General features: G+C 64.7%; 17 protein-coding genes. 11 read left to right on the forward strand and 6 right to left on the reverse strand.

The annotated features are described in order from the left end of the window. Positions 1–21: 21 nt before the first annotated feature. The 3 genes from CUR21_RS15375 to ade all read right to left on the reverse strand — a co-directional run bounded on the left by CUR21_RS15375 (position 22) and on the right by ade (position 3,556). On the reverse strand, positions 22–804 hold the full coding sequence (locus CUR21_RS15375; RefSeq protein WP_100197958.1) for an SDR family NAD(P)-dependent oxidoreductase: 783 nt from the start codon (positions 802–804) through the stop codon (positions 22–24). Between the two features lie 4 nt (positions 805–808). Further along, entirely contained in the window at positions 809–1,690 is an 882-nt protein-coding gene (locus CUR21_RS15380; RefSeq protein WP_100197959.1) for a LysR family transcriptional regulator, read from the reverse strand. Between the two features lie 153 nt (positions 1,691–1,843). After that, positions 1,844–3,556 (reverse strand): adenine deaminase, encoded by a 1,713-nt coding sequence (gene ade / locus CUR21_RS15385; protein WP_100197989.1) that lies wholly within the window; start codon positions 3,554–3,556, stop codon positions 1,844–1,846. A gap of 142 nt (positions 3,557–3,698) precedes the next feature. Between ade and CUR21_RS15390 the strand changes: the two genes are divergently transcribed. Further along, complete coding sequence (locus tag CUR21_RS15390; RefSeq protein WP_100197960.1) at positions 3,699–4,619, forward strand: DMT family transporter; 921 nt, start codon at positions 3,699–3,701, stop codon at positions 4,617–4,619. 154 nt (positions 4,620–4,773) lie between these two features. On the opposite strand, the gene CUR21_RS15395 is transcribed toward CUR21_RS15390, so the two are convergent. The 3 genes from CUR21_RS15395 to CUR21_RS15405 form a co-directional block, all read right to left on the reverse strand. After that, entirely contained in the window at positions 4,774–5,550 is a 777-nt protein-coding gene (locus tag CUR21_RS15395; protein ID WP_100197961.1) for an ATP-binding cassette domain-containing protein, read from the reverse strand. Beyond that, positions 5,550–6,620, reverse strand: coding sequence for an ABC transporter permease (locus CUR21_RS15400; protein ID WP_100197962.1), 1,071 nt, complete (start codon positions 6,618–6,620; stop codon positions 5,550–5,552). The genes CUR21_RS15395 and CUR21_RS15400 overlap by 1 nt, the downstream gene beginning before the upstream one ends. Before the next feature lie 121 nt (positions 6,621–6,741). Then, positions 6,742–7,755, reverse strand: coding sequence for a sugar ABC transporter substrate-binding protein (locus CUR21_RS15405; protein ID WP_198431730.1), 1,014 nt, complete (start codon positions 7,753–7,755; stop codon positions 6,742–6,744). Positions 7,756–7,970: 215 nt separating this feature from the next. Here CUR21_RS15405 and CUR21_RS15410 point away from each other — a divergent pair, with 215 nt between their 5' ends. The 10 genes from CUR21_RS15410 to CUR21_RS15455 all read left to right on the forward strand — a co-directional run bounded on the left by CUR21_RS15410 (position 7,971) and on the right by CUR21_RS15455 (position 19,150). Beyond that, positions 7,971–8,405 (forward strand): RbsD/FucU family protein, encoded by a 435-nt coding sequence (locus tag CUR21_RS15410; RefSeq protein ID WP_100197963.1) that lies wholly within the window; start codon positions 7,971–7,973, stop codon positions 8,403–8,405. Further along, positions 8,402–9,634 carry an ROK family transcriptional regulator gene (locus CUR21_RS15415; RefSeq protein ID WP_100197964.1) on the forward strand — a complete coding sequence of 411 codons (1,233 nt, stop codon included), beginning with the start codon at positions 8,402–8,404 and terminating at the stop codon, positions 9,632–9,634. The genes CUR21_RS15410 and CUR21_RS15415 overlap by 4 nt, the downstream gene beginning before the upstream one ends. Before the next feature lie 169 nt (positions 9,635–9,803). Beyond that, positions 9,804–12,668 carry a monovalent cation/H+ antiporter subunit A gene (locus tag CUR21_RS15420; RefSeq protein WP_100197965.1) on the forward strand — a complete coding sequence of 955 codons (2,865 nt, stop codon included), beginning with the start codon at positions 9,804–9,806 and terminating at the stop codon, positions 12,666–12,668. Next, a complete protein-coding gene (locus tag CUR21_RS15425; protein ID WP_100197966.1) occupies positions 12,668–13,021 on the forward strand; it encodes a Na+/H+ antiporter subunit C in 354 nt (117 codons plus the stop codon). The genes CUR21_RS15420 and CUR21_RS15425 overlap by 1 nt, the downstream gene beginning before the upstream one ends. Continuing rightward, on the forward strand, positions 13,021–14,532 hold the full coding sequence (locus CUR21_RS15430; protein ID WP_100197967.1) for a monovalent cation/H+ antiporter subunit D: 1,512 nt from the start codon (positions 13,021–13,023) through the stop codon (positions 14,530–14,532). Before CUR21_RS15425 ends, CUR21_RS15430 begins: the two co-directional genes overlap by 1 nt. 1 nt (position 14,533) lies before the next feature. Continuing rightward, complete coding sequence (locus CUR21_RS15435; RefSeq protein WP_100197968.1) at positions 14,534–15,022, forward strand: Na+/H+ antiporter subunit E; 489 nt, start codon at positions 14,534–14,536, stop codon at positions 15,020–15,022. Then, entirely contained in the window at positions 15,022–15,291 is a 270-nt protein-coding gene (locus CUR21_RS15440; RefSeq protein WP_100197991.1) for a K+/H+ antiporter subunit F, read from the forward strand. Before CUR21_RS15435 ends, CUR21_RS15440 begins: the two co-directional genes overlap by 1 nt. A gap of 5 nt (positions 15,292–15,296) precedes the next feature. Next, entirely contained in the window at positions 15,297–15,695 is a 399-nt protein-coding gene (locus CUR21_RS15445) for a Na+/H+ antiporter subunit G (RefSeq protein WP_100197969.1), read from the forward strand. Positions 15,696–15,834: 139 nt separating this feature from the next. Further along, positions 15,835–16,806: a deoxyribose-phosphate aldolase gene (deoC, locus tag CUR21_RS15450; RefSeq protein ID WP_232622830.1), complete on the forward strand. Its 972-nt coding sequence runs from the start codon at positions 15,835–15,837 to the stop codon at positions 16,804–16,806. Between the two features lie 4 nt (positions 16,807–16,810). Next, a complete protein-coding gene (locus CUR21_RS15455) occupies positions 16,811–19,150 on the forward strand; it encodes an aldehyde dehydrogenase family protein (protein WP_100197971.1) in 2,340 nt (779 codons plus the stop codon).

Raw genomic sequence — 19,150 nt, forward strand, 5'->3', positions numbered from 1 at the left:
CAGCACCGCGCAGGGCAAGCCTCAATCCTCATAAGGCCAGGTCGCTTGCGAAAACACGCCCCCATCCACCCAGATCGTCTGCCCGGTGATGAAACCCGCAGCGGGCGAGCACAGGAACAGCAGCGGCCCGGCAATATCCTCGGGCGTGCCCACCCGGCGCAGCGGGGTCACCCGTGACCATGTGGCCGCATAGTCGCCCGCTTCCGCCGCCGTCCGCTCGGTCGCAATCGCGCCGGGCGCGATGCAATTGACCCGGATGCCATGCGGCCCCAATTCCACCGCCGCCGATTTGGTGAATTGCTCGATGCCACCCTTGCTGGCCGTGTAATCCACCAGCCGCGGAAAGGCGAGCTTGTTGCAGCCCGACCCAAGGTTGACGATCGCGCCGCCCTTGCCCGCCGCCACCATCGCCCGGCCTGCGGCCTGCGTGTTCAGAAAGGTGCCGCGCAGATTGGTGTGCATCACCGCATCCCACTGATCGGCCCGCAAGTCCAAAAGCCCGGCCCAAGTCTGCACGCCCGCGTTGTTGACCAGCACATCCGGCGCCGTCCCGGCCCAATCCGCCGCCTCGGCATGAAACCGCGCCACCGCCGCCGCGTCTCCGGCATCACTCTCCCAAGCCCGGCCACGCCGCCCCACGGCCGCCACTGCCGCCTCCAACGCCGCCGCCGCAGGCCCCGCCCCCCGGTGGGTAAACGCCACATCATACCCGGCCTTGGCCAAAGCCAGCACCAGACTGCGCCCGATGGCCGATGGCCCCGCTGTCACCATGGCAAACATGCCATCCTCCCTTTCCACAGCCATTTGTTCACCCCGCGATCCGCCGCGCCTCTTCCATCAGTGCTTCGATCAACGGCGTCGGCGGGTCCCGCCGCGCCGCGATCAAGCCCACCAGATGCTCTGCCTCCGGCGAGACGATCGGCACCGCGCGCACCGCCCCCGATTGCGCGAACAGATCCGCCAGCGCCTTGGGCAGGATCGAGGCCCATTGCCCCGTCATCACATGTGCCATCAAGGCGATGGTGGAATTGGCCTCCACCGAAGGCTCGGCCCGCAGCCCGGCCTCGGCCAGATGCTGGTTGATGATGCGCCGGTTCTGCATGTCCGATGTCAGCAGGCACAGCGGCACCCCGGCCAGTTCGGCCCAGTCCACCCGCGCCCGCGCGGCCAGGGCCGCGCCCGGCGCGCAGACCAGACGGTAGAATTCGGCATAAAGCGGCTGGCGCAGCACCCGGCCCAAAGGCTCGTTGTCCAGATAGGTGATCCCCGCATCCAGCTCCAGCCGCTCGATTCCGTCCAGAATCTCGGCGCTGGTGCGCGACAGGATCGTGACCGACACCTTGGGATGCCGCTGTGTGAAGGGCGCGGTCAGCTCTGCAACCATCGGCAAGGCCGTCGGGATAACCCCGATCCGCAGGTTTCCTGCCAGCCCTTTCTTCACCGCGCGCATCTCGTCGCGCAAGGCGCGCGCTTCGGCCACAATCCCCTGCGCCCGCTCGAGCACGCGCTGCCCTTCCGGTGTCAGCCCTTGAAAGCGCGCGCCGCGAAACACCAGCTGCACTCCCAGATGCTCTTCCAGCTGCCGGATCGCCGCCGAAAGTGAAGGCTGCGTCACCCCGCAGGCCTCTGCCGCCCGCCCGAAATGCCGCGCCCGCGCAAGTGCGATGAACATCTCCAGCTTCTCAAGCACCGGGCCACCCCGTGGCTTGCATCTTTGCCAAATACTCCCGCCGGAGGCCCCGGCAAGCGCCACGCGCACCGCCCGGTGCCGTGCCGCGGCAGCGCGGCCGAGCGGGGGCTCGATGCCCCCCGAGGCCGCCCCGCCCCGTCACGCCATCACCCGTCACGCCATCACCTCGAATCGGTCCACATCCACCATCCCCAGATCGGTGATCTTCAGATGCGGGATCACCGGCAGACACAGGAACGCCAGTTGCAGGAACGGCTCTTCCAGCTCCACCCCCAGGCCGCGTGCCGCCGCGCGCAAGGCGATCAGCGCATCGCGCACCGCCTCGAACGGCTCAAGGCTCATCAGCCCCGCCACCGGCAGCGCCAGCTCGGCCAGCACCTCGCCCCCCGCCACCACCACGAACCCGCCCTCGATCTCGCCCAGCCGGTTCGCCGCCCGTGCCATATCGGCATAATCCGCCCCGACCACCGCGATGTTGTGATGGTCATGGCACACGGTCGAGGCGATGGCCCCGCGCTGCAGCCCAAAGCCTTTCACAAAGCCGGTGGCCAGATTGCCATTCACCCCGTGCCGCTCGATCACCGCGATCTTCACCAGATCCCGCGCGAGGTCGGGGCGCTTGTCGCCATCCTCGGGCGCGATGTCAAAGGTCAGATGCTCGGTGATGATCTTGCCGGGCAGAATGCCGATCACCGGCGTCTCGGCCCGATTGCCCCCGGTGCGGAAGTCCAGCGGCCGCACCGCGCGCGCCTTGACCGACTGCCGCGCCACCGGGTCAACCGTGCCGCGCGCGGCAAAGGCCGCCGCATCGGCCAGCACACCGCCCGCCAGCACCAGCCGCGCGTCGCACGCCTCCAGTGACCCGATCACCGCGATATCCGCCCGCTTGCCCGGCGCGATCAGCCCGCGGTCCTTCAGCCCAAAGGCCTCGGCCGCCGACAGGCTGGCCGCGCGATAGACCGCAAGCGGTGAACAGCCCCGCGCCATCAGTCTGCGGATCATGTAATCCAGATGCCCATGCTCGGCGATGTCCAAAGGATTACGGTCATCGGTGCACAGGCACAGATAGGGCGCGTGTCGCTCGGTCAGCAAAGGCGTCAGCGCGTCCAGATCCTTGCTGACCGACCCTTCGCGGATCAGCACCCGCATGCCCTTGCGCAGCTTTTCCAAGCCTTCCTCGGCGGTGGTCGCCTCATGTTCGGTGCGGATGCCCGCGCTGATATAGCCGTTCAGCTCGTTCCCGCGCAAAAGCGGCGCATGGCCATCGATATGGCGGCCTTGCCAGCCTTCCAGCTTGGCCATCATGCCCGCATCCTGCATCAGCACGCCCGGAAAGTTCATGACCTCGGCCAGCCCGATCCCGCGCGGATGGTCGCGCAAGGGCAAAAGATCCGCCGCCTCCAACCGGGCCCCGGCGGTTTCCATATGGGTCGAAGGCACGCAAGACGACAGCTGCACCCGGATATCCATTAGGCAGTGCAAGGACGCCGCCAGAAAATACTCCACCCCTTTGATCCCGCAAACATTGGCGATTTCATGCGGATCGCAGATCGCCGTCGTCACCCCGCGCGGCGTGACGCAGCGGTCAAACTCAAACGGCGTCACCAGCGAGCTTTCGATGTGCAGATGGGTGTCGATGAACCCCGGCACCAGAATCTGCCCCGAGACATCGATCTCGCGCTTCCCGGCATAGGTGCCGAACACCCCCACGATGGTGTCGCCACAGATCGCCACATCGGTTTCCACCAGATCGCCCGTGATCAGGTCGAACACCCGCCCCCCCTTCAGCACCAGATCGGCGGGCACCTCCCCCCGGCCTTGGGCGATACGGTCAGACAGCGGGGCTTGGGGGGCGATATGCGGCATGGGCGACTCCTTTGCCCGCCAGCAAATCAGAGCCGGGCGCGACAGGAAAGCCGCGAATGCATGCGCGCCCCGCAAGCGGGCGATTGTGCGGGGGACAATCGCGCCCCTTGCGGCCCGCCGATGGCTCGGCCACCATAAGCGCATGAACCCGTTGCGCGGCATTGCCCTCAAGCTGATCTCGGTCCTTGTCTTCATCACGATGGCCGCGATGATCAAGGCCACCGCAGAGCATATCCCCCCCGGAGAGGCGGTGTTCTTCCGCTCGTTCTTCGCGATTCCGGTGATCCTGATCTGGCTGGTGTGGCGCGGCGAGCTGTCGACAGGCTTGCGCACCCAAAACCCTTTTGGCCATTTCTGGCGCGGGCTGATGGGCACCGTGGCGATGGGCCTTGGCTTTGCAGCCCTTGCCTATCTGCCGCTGCCCGAGGTCACGGCGATCGGCTATACCGCCCCGTTGCTCACGGTGATCTTTGCCGCCATGTTTCTGGGCGAGCAGGTGCGGGCCTTTCGGATCAGCTGCGTGATCCTTGGCATGATCGGCGTGCTGATCGTGGTCTCCCCCCGGCTGAGCGTGCTCAACACCGGCGCCAGCCATGCCGAGGCCTTTGGCGCCATGCTGGTGCTGAGCGGCGCGGTCTTTACCGCACTGGCGCAGGTCTTCGTGCGCAAGCTGGTGAATACCGAGCAAACCGCCTCGATCGTGTTCTGGTTCTCTGTCACCGCAGCGCTATTGTCCTTGCTGACCCTGCCGTGGGGCTGGGTCTGGCCCAGCGCGACCGAGGCCGGTTTGCTGGTCACGGCCGGGCTTCTGGGCGGGGTGGGGCAGATCTTTCTCACCTCGTCCTACCGCAGCGCCGATGCTTCGGTGATCGCGCCCTTTGATTATGCCTCGATGCTGTTTGCGCTGCTGATCGGCTGGTTCTTCTTTTCCGAAGTGCCGACCGCGACGATGCTGATCGGGGCGTCGCTGGTGATCAGCGCGGGCGTTCTGATCATCTGGCGCGAGCGCAAGCTGGGTCTGGCGCGGGCGCGGGCGCGCAAGGCGATGCCACCGGGCGCCTGAGGCAGGCGGTGCAAGAAAGGGGGCTGTCTGCCCCCTCTTGGCGCAAGCGCCAATTCACCCCCGAGGATATTTCGAAACAGATGAGCCGCAAGGGTGCATGCGAAAGCGCCCGGCCTGTGCGGGCCGGGCGCTTTGAGACGTTGGGGCGCGGCGGTCAGGCCTGTTCGGCCACCCCTTCGGGCACCTTGGCCCCGGTCATATAGGCCACCGCATCCGACATGCTGTGCTCGCCCGGTTTGATCACACACAGACGCTTGCCCAAGCGGTGGATGTGGATGCGGTCGGCCACTTCGAACACATGCGGCATGTTGTGGCTGATCAGGATGATCGGAATCCCGCGCGCCCGCACATCGCGGATCAGTTCCAGCACCCGGCGGCTTTCCTTGACGCCCAGCGCCGCCGTCGGCTCATCCAAGATCACCACCTTGGACCCGAAGGCCGCGGCACGCGCCACCGCCACCCCCTGACGCTGGCCGCCTGACAGGGTTTCCACCGCCTGATTGATGTTCTGAATGGTCATCAGCCCCAGCTCGTTCAGCTTTTCGCGGGCGAATTTCTCCATCCGGGGGCGGTCAAGCTTGCGAAACACCGACCCCATGATCCCCGGCGCGCGGAGTTCGCGCCCCATGAACATATTGTCGGCGATGGACAGGGCGGGCGACATTGCCAGCGTCTGATACACCGTCTCGATCCCGGCGGCGCGCGCCTCGATCGGGTTGGCAAAGCGCACGGGGCGGCCTTCCAGCGTGATCTCGCCTTCATCGGGCACCACCGCGCCCGAGATCGCCTTGATCAGCGTGGATTTTCCCGCGCCATTGTCCCCGATCACGGCGAGGATTTCACCGGGGTAAAGGTCGAAATCGCAATGATCGAGTGCGGTGACCTTGCCATAGCGTTTGACGAGGTTTTTGCCTTTCAGAAGCGGTTCCATCAGCTTGCCACCTTTCTGATCCACTGGTCCACGGCCACTGCAAAAATGATCAGCACGCCGATGAGGAAGAACGTCCATTGCGGGTCGGTGCCGACAAGGCGCAGGCCCATTTCAAACACGCCGACGATCAGGGCACCGAAGAACATCCCCATGATGCTGCCACGCCCCCCAAAGAGCGAGATGCCTCCGATCACCACGGCGGTGATGGACTGGATATTGCCCAACTGCCCCGTCGAGGCGGTGGGAGAGACCGAGCCAAAGCGCCCGATCATCACCCAGCCCGCGATGGCGCAAAAGAGCCCCGCCAAAGCATAGACCTGGATCAGCACGCGGCCCGTCGGCACCCCTGCCAGTTCAGCCGCCTGCGGATCATCCCCCGTGGCATAGACATGGCGCCCCCAAGCGGTGCTGCGCAGCACATAGGCCATGATCGCCACCAGCGCGATCATCAGGAACACGGCATACAGGATCTTCACCCCGCCGGGCTGGATCGACCCGCCCCAGAACTGCAAGGCCGGGGCCACTTCGGCAATATCCGACGACCGGATGGTTTCATTGGCCGAAAAGATGAAGTTCGCGGAAAGCAGGATCTGCCAAGTGCCCAGCGTGGCGATAAAGGGCGGCAGTTTCATCTTGGCGATCAGCAATCCGTTCAGCGCGCCCATCGCGGTGCCAAGGATCAGCCCGATCACGATGGAGAGCTCGGCCGGCACCCCATAGCGAAAGGTCGCCTGCCCCATCAGCACGGAGGAGAACACCGCGATCGCCCCCACCGACAGGTCAATGCCGGCGGTCAGGATCACGATGGTCTGCGCGCAGCCCAGGATCCCCACGATGGCAATTTGCTGCAGGATCACCGAAAGCGTGCCGGCCTTGAAGAAATTCTCGGCCAGAAGCCCGAAAACAAGCAGTGCCACCATCAGCACGATCATCGGCACGGCCGAAGGCGTCTGGTGCAGCCAGTGCTGCACCTTCTTCAAAGTGCTTTTCTCTTCGTGGAATTCGGCCACTTTCTCGGAAGCGCCTTTCAGCCCTTCTTCAAAACTGGAAGCCGTCTTTGCCTCTGTCATGTCGTTCCCCTCCCCCGGCACTGCGGTCATGTCTGTGCGCTGGCTGTGACAAGGGCGGCGCAATGGCCGCCCTTGGCGAAGTCTGTATGGTCACGCGCCCAAGATCAGGCGCGCCTTGGCCTCAGCCCCAGCAAAGCTCGGTGCCTTTGGCGGTGTCGATCGACTCGACGCCGTCCACCGGCTTATCGGTGATCAGGGCGACACCCGTGTCAAAGAAGGCCTTGCCTTCGGTTGGCGCAGGTTTGGTGCCGTCGGCGGCGAATTTCGCGATGGCTTCCACACCCAGCGCCGCCATTTGCAGCGGATATTGCTGCGAGGTGGCCCCGATCACACCGCCCTTGACATCGGCCACACCCGGGCAGCCGCCATCGACCGAGACGATCAGCACGCCTTCCTTGCCAGCGGCCTTCAGCGCCTCGAACGCACCCGCTGCCGAAGGTTCGTTGATGGTATAGACCACGTTGATATCCGGGTCCTTGGCCAGCAGGGCCTCCATCGCCTTCAGGCCGCCTTCTTCATTGCCTGCGGTGACTTCATTGCCCACGATGCGCGGATCGGTTTCATCGCCCCATTTGTTCGGGTCGGCCAGATCGATGCCGAAGCCTTGCAGGAAGCCCTGATCGCGCAGCACGTCGACCGACGGCTGGGCGATCGACAGGTCGAGCATGGCGATCTTGGCATTGGCAGCCTCGGCGCCCAAGGTGGCGGCGGCCCACTGACCGATCAGCAGACCGGCCTGGAAGTTGTCGGTTGCAAAGGTGGCATCGGCGGCATCAATCGGGTCCAGCGGAGTGTCGAGCGCGATGACCAGAACGCCGGCATCGCGGGCCGCCTTGACCGAGTCCACGATGGCCTTGGTGTCGGATGCGGTGATCAGGATGCCCTTGGCGCCATCGGCCACACAGGCTTCGACCGCCGCCACTTGGCTTTCATGGTCGCCGTCGATCTTGCCAGCATAGGATTTCAGCGTCACGCCCAACTCGGCCGCCTTGGCCTCGGCGCCTTCTTTCATCTTCACGAAGAAGGGGTTGGTGTCGGTCTTGGTGATCAGGCAGGCGCTGGTCTGGGCGCTGGCGGTGGTTGCCATCAGCGCAAGCGCGGCCGAGCCCATCAGAGCCGTCATCGAAAGTTTCATGCTGTTCCTCCCAAGGATGTCAGGGGATCGCCCCCTGCTGCACGTTTGTGTCGCAGCCGTTCCTCCTGCTGCGGTGCCCTTACAAAACCCGATTCGCGGCCTTGCGTCAACATAAATAAATCAGAGTGATTTAGTATTGACAGCTGCCGCAAAAGCCCGCCAATCTGGCGCAAGGGGAGGAAGCCTCTGGGCACAAGGCGCAGAGGTGACGACAGATGTTGATCGGCATACCATCCATTCTCGGGCCAGATCTGCTGGCCACGCTCCGCGCCATGGGGCATGGCGATGAAATCGCCATTGTCGATGGCAACTATCCCGCCCAAGACCATGCGCGCCGTCTGGTGCGTGCCGATGGCCACGGGCTTTTGCCCTTGCTGGACGCCATTCTGACGGTGCTGCCGCTGGATGATGACGCGCCCTTTGCGATTTGCCGCGCCAGCCTGTTCAACGACCCCGATCAGGCCGGGCCGTTTCACCACGCGATCGAGGCGCTGTGCGGGCGGCTGAAGCCGGGCTATGCCGTGCAGGCGCTGGCCGGAGAAGCGCTGTATCCGCGCATCCGCGCCGCGCACACGATCGTTGCCAGCAGCGAAACCGCGCTTTATGCCAATGTGATCCTGCGCAAGGGCGTAATCAGGGAAGATGGATGACCGTGCCGGGCGAAGCCGCACCCCTTGTTGACCGTATCAACACCGATGATCCGGTGCTGCGCGGCACCAATCAATCCGGCATGCGCGCCCAGAACGAACGCCTTGTGCTCACCCTCTTGCGCCAGCACGGTGCCTTGGCGAAATCCGATATCGCCCGCATCACCGGACTGTCGGCGCAAACCGTATCGGTCATCATGCGCGCGCTGGAAAACGATGGTCTGTTGTCGCGCGGCGCGCCGCAGCGCGGGCGCATCGGCCAGCCGTCGATTCCAATGTCGCTGGCGGCGGATGGCGCCTATTTCTTCGGGCTCAAGATCGGGCGGCGGTCGGCTGATCTGACGCTGGTGGATTTTCTGGGCCAAGTGGTGCGGTTGGAACGTCAGGTCTACCGCTATCCCACCCCCGGCGCGGTGGTGGATTTCGTGGCCGCCACCCTGCCCCGCCTGATCGCTGCCCTGCCCCCGCCCGCGCAGGGCCGCATTGGCGGTCTGGGGGTCGCCATGCCGTTTCAGCTGTGGAACTGGGTGCAATCCATCGGCGCGCCGCAGGCCGAAATGGACGCTTGGCGCCACCGCGACATTCAGGCCGAACTCGCCGCCTTGTCAGGCCTTCCGGTCTTTGTGCAAAACGATGCCACCGCCGCCTGCGGTGCGGAACTGGTGTTTGGCACTGGCGAGCGGCCCAAGGATTTTCTGTATTTCTACTTCGGCACCTTTATCGGCGGCGGGCTGGTGCTGAACGGCCAGCTCTTCACCGGGCGCAGCGGCAATGCGGCGGGCGTGGGCCCGATGCCGGTGCCCGGCCCCGATGGCAAGATCCAGCGGCTGTTCGACACCGCGTCGATGTCGGTGCTGGCCGATGCGATGGAGCGCGCGGGCCAAAGCGCCGATCACCTCTGGGCGCAGCACAGCGAATGGCACGTTGCTCCGGCCTTGCTTGACGATTGGCTGGACACCGCCGCACGCGGGCTTGCCCACGCGATCCTGTCTGCCGCCGCGCTGATCGAGCTTGAGGCCGTGCTGATTGATGGCTGGATGCCCACCAGCATTCGTGCGGCGCTGACGCAGCGCACGCATGAGGCGCTGCATCGGCTGGATCTGGCCGGAATCGACCCTCCGGCCATCCGGGAAGGCACGGTCGGCGCCAATGCGCGCGTGCTGGGCGCCGCCGCGATTCCCCTCTCGCAACGCTATCTGATCGACCAAAACGCGTCTGGCCGCGACACCTAGTCGCGGTTTTGCGGTCTGTTGCGCCCTTGGGTGCCGAAAATGCTTTCCACCCCCGGCACAGGGCCCTAAAGGTCTTGAAAATTCTGTTGCCAGGTCTTTGATCGGCAAAAACCCGCCGCGACGCCTAAGACGCAAAAACGCCACGCCACGACGAGGGAACGCCCGTTTCATGTCACTCGCCCTGATTGCTGCGCTGCCATTTATCGGAGCGCTTCTTCCCGGCCTTATGATCCGCTCAGGCAAGAATGCCTGCGCCCTTGTGACCGGATCGGTCACTGCCCTTGCCCTTTTGATGCTCGGTCTGAATGCCCCCGCCGTTCTGCGCGGCGAGGTGGTGCAGACCCGCATCGAATGGATTCCCTCGTTGGGCTTGAACGCCAATTTCTTTCTCGACGGGCTGGGCCTGCTGTTTGCGGGCCTGATCCTTGGCATCGGCTTGCTGATCATTCTTTACGCGCGTTTCTACCTCGCGAAATCTGATCCGATGGGGCAGTTCTACACCTATCTCATGCTGTTCCAAGGCGCGATGGTGGGGATCGTTCTGTCCGACAACATCCTGCTTTTGCTGGTGTTCTGGGAACTCACCTCGCTGTCGTCCTTCCTGCTCATCGGCTATTGGAAGCACCTGCCCGAAGGCCGCCAAGGCGCGCGGATGGCGCTGACCGTGACGGGCGGCGGCGGTCTTGCGATGATCGCGGGCATGCTGATCCTTGGCAATATCGTGGGCAGCTATGATCTGTCGGTCATTCTTGAAAACAAGGAAATGATCCAAGCCTCGGACTGGTATCTGCCCGCGCTGATCCTGATCCTCTTGGGCTGCTTTACCAAATCGGCGCAGTTCCCCTTCCATTTCTGGTTGCCGCACGCGATGGCCGCGCCCACCCCGGTTTCGGCCTATCTGCATTCGGCCACGATGGTGAAGGCGGGTCTGTTCCTGATGGCGCGCATGTGGCCAGTTCTGGCGGGCACGCCGGAATGGTTCTACATCGTCGCCACCATCGGGCTGATCACCATGGTGATGGCCGCCAAGATCGCGCTGTTCAAGGATGACCTGAAGGCGCTTCTGGCCTTCTCCACCGTCTCGCACCTTGGCCTGATCACCATGCTTCTGGGCTTTGGCACCGCCGAGGCCGCCACGGTGGCCGTGTTCCACATCATCAACCACGCCACGTTCAAGGCCGCGCTCTTCATGTCGGCGGGCATCGTCGACCACGAGGCGCACACGCGGGACCTGAAACGTCTGGGCGGTCTGCGCACGCTGATGCCGATCACCTTCACCATCGTCACCATCGCGTCGCTGTCGATGGCGGGCATCCCGCCGCTCAACGGCTTCCTGTCCAAGGAACTGATGCTGGAAGAGGCGGCGCACACCACATGGATGGCCAATCCTTGGCTGATCGGCGTGCTGGCCACCATCGGCGCGCTGTTCTCGGTCGCCTACAGCTTCCGCTTCATCGCCCATGCCTTCCTTGGCCCGGTGCGCAGCGATTACCCCAGTAAACCGCATGATCCGGGCTTTGGCCTTTGGGCGGCCCCTGCCCTGCTGGCGGGTCTGGTCATCCTGATCGGCCTTTTCCCGATGCTCACCGCCGCTTGGCTGGTGAACGCCGCGGCAAGCGCGGTCACGGGTGAGGTGATTGCGGTGAAGATCACCCATTGGCACGGGCTTTATGCGCCCGCGCTGTGGATGTCGCTTGCGGCCATTGGCGGGGGTCTGATGCTGATGGGCCTGCACCCGCGCCTGATGGCGCTGTGGAACGCCACCCCCCGCCCCGAGGCGAAGCGTATCTTTGATGGCGTGGTCGAGCCGTTTGCCGCGCTTGCCGGGCGGATCGCGAATCGCCTGCATGACGGCGCGCTGACCCGCTATATCGCCATCGGCGTGCTGGGGATCGTGGGCGTGTCCTATTACGCCTTTGCCACCGCCACCCACAGTGCGGGCACCCGCGACCTGATGCCGATCCAGCCGGTTCCGGCGCTCGGCTGGTTCGCGCTCTGCCTCGCCACGGCGGCCATCGTGATTTACCACCGTCAGCGCCTGCTGACGCTGGTGCTGGTGGGGATCATCGGCCTGATGGTCTCGGTCGGCTTCGCTTATTTCTCGGCCCCCGACCTTGCGCTGACGCAGATCTCGGTCGAGGTCGCCACCATCATCCTGATGCTTCTGGCGCTCAACTTCCTGCCCAAGACGACCCCCTCCGAAAGCACGCCCACGCGGCGCACATGGGATGGGGCCGTGGCCGTGACTGCCGGCGTCGCGATTGCGGTGCTCGCCTTCGCCTTGATGACCCGCGATCAGGCCTTCAGCCCGATTTCGGAATACCACATCACCAATTCCAAACCCGAAGGCGGTGGCACCAATATCGTCAACGTCATTCTGGTGGACTTCCGCGGCTATGACACCTTTGGCGAGATCATCGTGCTGGGCATCGCCGCTCTGGTCATCTTCGCCTTGACCGAGGCCTTGCTGCGCGCGGGCCCCGCGAATGACCGTCTGCTGGCCTGGACCCCGGATCAGCGGCGTGCGGGCGACCGCCACCCGATGATGCTGGTGGTGGCCACGCGGGTGATTCTGCCCATCGCGCTGATGGTGGGCTTCTTCATCTTCCTGCGCGGCCACAACGAACCGGGCGGCGGCTTTATCGCCGGTCTGATCGTCGCCATCGCCTTGGTCATGCAATACATGGCCTCGGGCTTTGCCTGGACGGCGGCGCGGCAAAAGATCGATTACCATGCGCTGATCGCCTGCGGCATTCTGGTGGCTGCCGCCACCGGCATCGGGGCCTGGTTCAACGGCCTGCCCTTCCTCACCTCGGCCTTTGGCTACTTCACCATCTGGCCGCTTGAGGAATTCGAGCTTGCCACGGCGCTGTTGTTCGACATCGGGGTGTTCCTCACCGTGCTGGGGGCCGTGATGCTGGCGCTTGCCTCGCTGTCTCGCATCGGCCTGCGCGCCGGGGAAACCGTCAACGTGCAACCCTTCGACATCGACCCGTCCGAAGGCCGCACCCTCAATTCCGGGGAGGTCCGCTGATGGAAGCCCTTGTTTCCTCTGCAATCGGCATGATGACTGCCGCCGGGGTCTATCTGATGCTGCGCCAGCGCACCTTCCCGGTGATCGTCGGGCTGACCCTGCTGACCTATGCGGTGAACGTATTCCTGTTCACCTCAGGCCGTCTGGCCACCAATATGCCCGCGATCTATGGCGAAGGCGCGCCGGGCTATTCCGACCCGCTGCCACAGGCGCTGGTGCTGACCGCGATCGTGATCTCTTTCGGGATGACGGCGGTCATCGTGATGATGGCGCTGGGCGCCTTTCTTGAAGCTGGCCATGACAAGGTGGATATGAACGACGAAGACACCCCGACCGACGGGGGCCAGAAATGATGTATCACTGGATTTCGGCTCCGGTTCTTTTGCCCGCCATCATGGGCGCAGCAATGGTCCTTCTGATGCGCAACGATCTGCTGTTGCAGCGGATCTTCGCGCTGGTCTCTGCCCTTGGCCTGCTTGCCGTCAGCGTGGCGCTGCTGATCGCCGCCAGCAACGAAGGCCCCGAGGTCTACAAGCTGGGCGATTGGCCCGCGCCCTTTGGCATCGTGCTGGTGCTGGATCGGCTGTCGGCGCTGATGGTCACCCTGACCGCCGCCTTGTCGGTCTCGGTGCTGCTCTACACCATCGGCTCGGGCTGGGATGCCCGCGGGCGGCATTTCCACGCGCTCTTCCAGTTTCAGCTGATGGGCATTTGCGGCGCTTTCCTCACCGGCGATGCCTTCAACCTGTTCGTGTTCTTCGAGGTTCTGCTGATCGCCTCTTACGGTCTGATGATCCATTCGGGGGGCCGCGACCGGTTGCGGGCGGGCGTGCAATACATCGCCTTCAACCTTGTCGGCTCCTCGCTGTTCCTCTTTGCGCTGGGGGCGATCTATTCGATCACCGGCACCCTTAACATCGCCGATCTGGCGGTCAAATCGGCCGAACTGACCGAAGGCGATGCGGCCCTCTTCCGGGTGGCCGCCGTGATGATGATGATGGTTTTCGCCATCAAGGGCGCGCTGGTGCCGCTGCAATTCTGGCTGCCGGGCACCTATTCCAACGCGCCCGGCCCGGTCGCCGCGCTTTTCGCGGTGATGACCAAGATCGGCGCCTATTCGATCATCCGCTTTGGCGTGATCGTCCTGCCGCCGACGCATCCGATCACCGGCACCCTCATCGTCGACCTGATCCTGCCCGCCGCCTTGATCACCCTGATCCTTGGCGCGCTGGGGATTCTGGGCGCCACCAGCCTGTCGCGGCTCGCAGCCTTTGCCGCGGTCGCCTCGATGGGCACCGCCTTTATCGCGGTGTCCGGCTTCACGCCTGAATCGACCGCAGCAGCGATCTATTACATGCTGCACTCCACCCTTGCCGGGGCGGCCCTGTTCCTGATCTCGGATCTGGTCAGCAACCGCCGGGCGCATGATGGGCTGCACCAAGCCTTGCCGCCCATTGCACAGGCCGGGCTGATCTCGGGGCTCTTCATGGTTTCGGCCATCGCCACCGCCGGGATGCCGCCGCTGTCGGGCTTTATCGGCAAGCTTCTGGTGCTGGATGCGCTGCGGGATCAGGCGGCCCTTGTCTGGTCGGTGATCCTTGTCACCTCGCTGATGATCATTCTTGGCTTTGCCCGCGCCGGGTCCACCTTGTTCTGGAAAGCCCATGCCTCGGCCCCCGAGGGCGAGGCCCCGTCGCATCCGGCGCAAGCGCTGGCCTTTGTCGGCCTTGGCAGCCTGATCGCGGGCTTGGTCGTAATGACCCTGCTGGCGGGCCCCATCATCGGCTGGATCGAAGTGACCGCCGAAAGCCTGTTCGACCCCGCCGCCTATATCGCGGCCAACCAACTGCCCGAGGGGAACTGACATGCGCCGCCTCTTTCCGCACCCGCTCTTGTCCCTTCTGCTGTTCGCCACCTGGATGCTTTTGGTCAACCAGATCAAGATCGGCAGTCTGGTCATGGCCTTGATTCTGGCCATCATCATCCCCAAGCTGACCGCCCCCTATTGGCCCAACCGTCCGCCTTTGAAACGGGTGCCCGCTTTCGCCGCCTATGTGCTTCTGGTGATGTGGGATATCGTGCGCGCCAATGTCGAAGTGGCCCGCATCGTGCTGTTCATGCGCAATGAAAACATCCGCTCGGGCTGGCTCGCCGTGCCGATCGACCTGAAGACGCCCGAGGCGATCACCATTCTGGCCGGCACCATCACCATGACGCCGGGCACCGTTACCTCGGACATGTCGTCCTGTGGCCGGGTGCTCTTGATCCACGCGCTCCATGCGCCCGATCCCGACAGCATCGTCCAAGACATCAAGACCCGCTACGAGGCCCGCCTGAAAAGGATATTCGAATGATCCTGAACTACGCCCTAGATTTCGCCTTTCTCTGCTTTGGTCTGGGTCTGGCGATGAACCTGTATCGCATCTTCCGCGCACCCGGCGTGACCGATCGCATCTTGGCCTTGGACACCATGGTGATCAACGTGCTGGCGCTGCTCATCCTTTATGGCATCCGCACCCGTTCGGGCGTCAACTTCGAAGCCGCGCTGCTCTTTGCGATGACCGGCTTCGTCTCGACCGTGGCCTATTGCAAATTCGTCCTGCGCGGCGACATCATCGAGTGAGTGGCATGGATCAGATCGTAGAATACCTTCTCGCGGCATTGCTGGTCATCGGCGGACTTTTCGCCATCGTCGGCAGCTTTGGCCTGCTGAAGCTGCCCACCATGATGCAGCGCCTGCACGCCCCCACCAAGGCCACCACCGTGGGCGTGGGCTCGGCGCTGATCGCATCAATGTCCTACTTCTGGTATTTCGAGGGCACGCTCAGCTGGCATGAGCTGATGATCACGCTGTTCCTGTTTCTGACAGCCCCGATCACCGCCAATTTCATCGCCAAGGCCCAGCTGCACCGCGCGATCAACAAGGAAGACCTGCCCCCGACCGGGGTCGGCAAGGAATGGGCGACCTATGACCCCGAGGTGACGGCGGTCAGCCCGGTTCTGCTCAACGACCGTGACCCCGGCTGATTCCTGACCAAAAGGTCAAATCTGCGGGACGTCAGACTTGCCGGGTGGCGGTGCGCATGGCACATTGCGCGCAACCTCTTGCAGCAAAGGGCCTGCCGTGACCGCGCTTTCCCCCGACGTGCCAGCCCGGACAACCGGGCTGGTCTCCCTCGCCCCCTCCCCTTCGGCGCATGACCGCAACCCCGGCATGCCGCTGGATCTGGACTGGGTGGCCTCGGTGCAGGCCAATACCTCGGCCATCGAACGCCGCGCCGCGAGCCTTGGCGGGCGGCGGTCGGTCAAGAAGGACTTTCAGGCCGCTTGGCTTCTGAAGGCGATCAGCCTGATCGACCTCACCACGCTGGCAGGCGACGATACCCCCGGCCGCGTCCAGCGTCTGTGCGCCAAGGCCCGCGCCCCGGTGCGCGCCGAAACGCTTGCCGCCCTAGGCATGGAAGGCCTGACGGTGGGCGCGGTCTGCGTGTATCACGATATGGTCGAAACCGCCGTCCGCGCGCTGGAAGGCACCGCCATTCCAGTGGCCGCCGTCTCCACCGGGTTTCCGGCGGGCCTGTCGCCATGGCACCTGCGCGTGCAGGAAATCCGCGAAAGCGTGGCCGCCGGCGCGCGCGAAATCGACATCGTGATCTCGCGCCGCCATGTGCTGACGCAAAACTGGCCCGCGCTCTATGACGAAATGCGCGAAATGCGCGAGGCATGCGGCGCGGCGCATGTGAAGGCGATCCTTGCCACGGGCGAGCTTGGCACCTTGCGCAACGTCGCCAAGGCGTCGCTGATTTGCATGATGGCAGGCGCCGATTTCATCAAAACCTCGACCGGGAAAGAAGGCGTCAACGCCACCCTGCCCGTCACGCTCACGATGATCCGCGCCATCCGCGATTATCAGGACCGCACCGGCATAAAGGTCGGCTACAAACCGGCGGGCGGCATCGCCAAGGCCAAGGATGCGCTGCTGTATCTGGCGCTGATGAAGGATGAACTGGGCCACCCATGGCTGCAACCCGATCTGTTCCGCTTCGGCGCCTCGTCGCTTTTGGGCGATATCGAACGCCAGCTCGACCATCACCTCACCGGCCACTACTCCGCCGCCAACCGCCATGCGATGGGATAAGGCCATGACAATCAAAGAAATCTTCGACACCATGTCCTACGGACCCGCCCCCGAATCCCCGTCCGAGGCGCAGGCATGGCTGGCCCGCCATGCGCAAGGCTTTGGCCATTTCATCGACGGCGCCTTCACCGCGCCCGAGGCGCTGTTTGAAAGCCGCAACCCGGCCAGCGGCGCGGTTCTGGCACAGGTCAGCCAAGGCTCCCCGGCCAGCGTGGACGCCGCTGTCGCCGCCGCCACCCGCGCGCAGCCGAAATGGGCGCGCCTTGCGCCGCACAAGCGCGCGCAATACCTCTATGCGCTTGCGCGGCTGGTGCAGAAACACGCCCGCCTGCTTGCGGTGCTGGAAACCATGGACAATGGCAAGCCGATCCGCGAATCCCGCGACATCGACCTGCCGCTGGTCGCCCGGCACTTCTCTTACCACGCGGGCCTTGCGCAACTCGCCCCCACCGAACTCCCCGATCTGGAGCCGCTTGGGGTCTGCGGCGCCATCATCCCGTGGAACTTCCCGCTTCTGATGCTGGCGTGGAAAGTGGCCCCGGCCTTGGCGGCGGGCAATACGGTGGTGCTCAAACCCGCCGAATACACGCCCCTGACCGCCCTTCTCTTTGCCGAGATCAGCCTTGAGGCAGGTCTGCCCAAAGGTGTCTTGAACATCGTCACCGGGGACGGCGACACCGGGGCCGCGCTGGTGGATCACCCCGGCGTCGCCAAGATCGCCTTCACCGGCTCCACCGCCGTGGGCAAGACCATCCGCCGCGCCACCGCGGGCTCGGGCAAGGCGCTCACTTTGGAACTGGGCGGCAAATCGCCCTATATTGTCTTTGACGACGCCGATCTCGACTCCGCTGTCGAAGGTCTTGTCGATGCGATCTGGTTCAACGGCGGTCAGGTCTGCTGCGCAGGCTCCCGCCTTCTGGTGCAGGAAGGCGTGGCCGACCGCTTCCATGCCAAGCTCAAACGCCGGATGGATGGCCTGCGCATCGGCGACCCGCTCGACAAATGCATCGATGTCGGCGCCGTGGTCGATCCGGTGCAGCTCGCCACCATCACCCGCATGGTCGACGCCTCCGAAGGCGAGAAATACACCGCCGACACCCCCCTGCCCCAAGGCTGTTTCTACCCGCCCACGCTCATCACCGGCCTGTCGGCAGCCTCGCCCTTGATGCAGGAAGAGATCTTCGGCCCGGTGCTGGTCAGCATGACCTTCCGCACCCCGACCGAGGCGGTGGACCTGGCCAACAACACCCGTTACGGGCTTGCGGCAACGGTCTGGACCGAGAATGTGAACCTCGCGCTCGACATCGCGCCCAAGCTGCGCGCCGGTGTGGTCTGGATCAACGGCACCAATATGTTTGACGCCGCCGCCGGTTTTGGCGGCGTGCGCGAAAGCGGCTTTGGCCGCGAAGGCGGCTGGGAAGGCCTGCACGCCTATCTGCGCCCCAAGGGCAAGGCGGCGGCGCTGAAACCCGTCACCGCCATCCCCGCGCCCAAATCGGCGCTCGTCGAGGGGCTGGACCGTACCGCAAAGCTGTTCATCGGTGGCAAGCAGGCCCGCCCCGATGGCGGCTATTCCAAAGCGGTCTACAGCCCGCGCGGCGCGCTTCTGGGCCATATCGGCCTTGGCAACCGCAAAGACATCCGCAACGCGGTCGAGGCGGCCCATGCCGCCAAAGGCTGGGGCCGCGCCTCGGCGCACAACCGCGCGCAAATCCTGTTCTACATCGCCGAGAATCTCTCGGCCCGCGCCGATGAATTCGCGGCCCGGATCAAGGCGCAGACCGGCACCTCCGGCGCGTCCGAGGTCGAGGCCGCCATCGCCCGCCTGTTCACTTACGCCGCTTGGGCCGACAAGTTTGATGGCGCGGTGAAATCGGTGCCGATCCGGGGGGTGGCGCTTGCAATGAACGAAGCCTGCGGCGTGATCGCGGCGCTTTGCCCCGACGAAGCCCCGCTTCTGGGCCTTGTCTCGGTGATGGCCCCGGCCATCGCCATGGGCAACACCTGCGTTCTGGTGCCGTCACAGGCCTTCCCGCTCTCGGCCACCGATTTCTATCAGGTGCTGGAAACCTCGGATCTGCCGTCGGGCGTGGTGAACATCGTCACCGGCGCGCATGACGAACTGGCCAAACCGCTGGCCGGTCATATGGATGTGGACGCGGTCTGGAGCTTTTCCTCGGCGGATGTCTCGCAGATCATCGAGGCAGAATCGGCCAGCAACCTCAAACGCACTTGGGTCAACCATGGCCGTGCACGCGACTGGCAGGCCCCCGCCGCCGAAGGCCGCGCCTTCCTGCGCCACGCGACCGAGGTGAAAACCGTCTGGGTGCCTTACGGCGAATGA

Origin of the sequence: Pseudorhodobacter sp. MZDSW-24AT (assembly GCF_002794355.1) — a bacterium.
Lineage (GTDB): Bacteria > Pseudomonadota > Alphaproteobacteria > Rhodobacterales > Rhodobacteraceae > Pseudotabrizicola.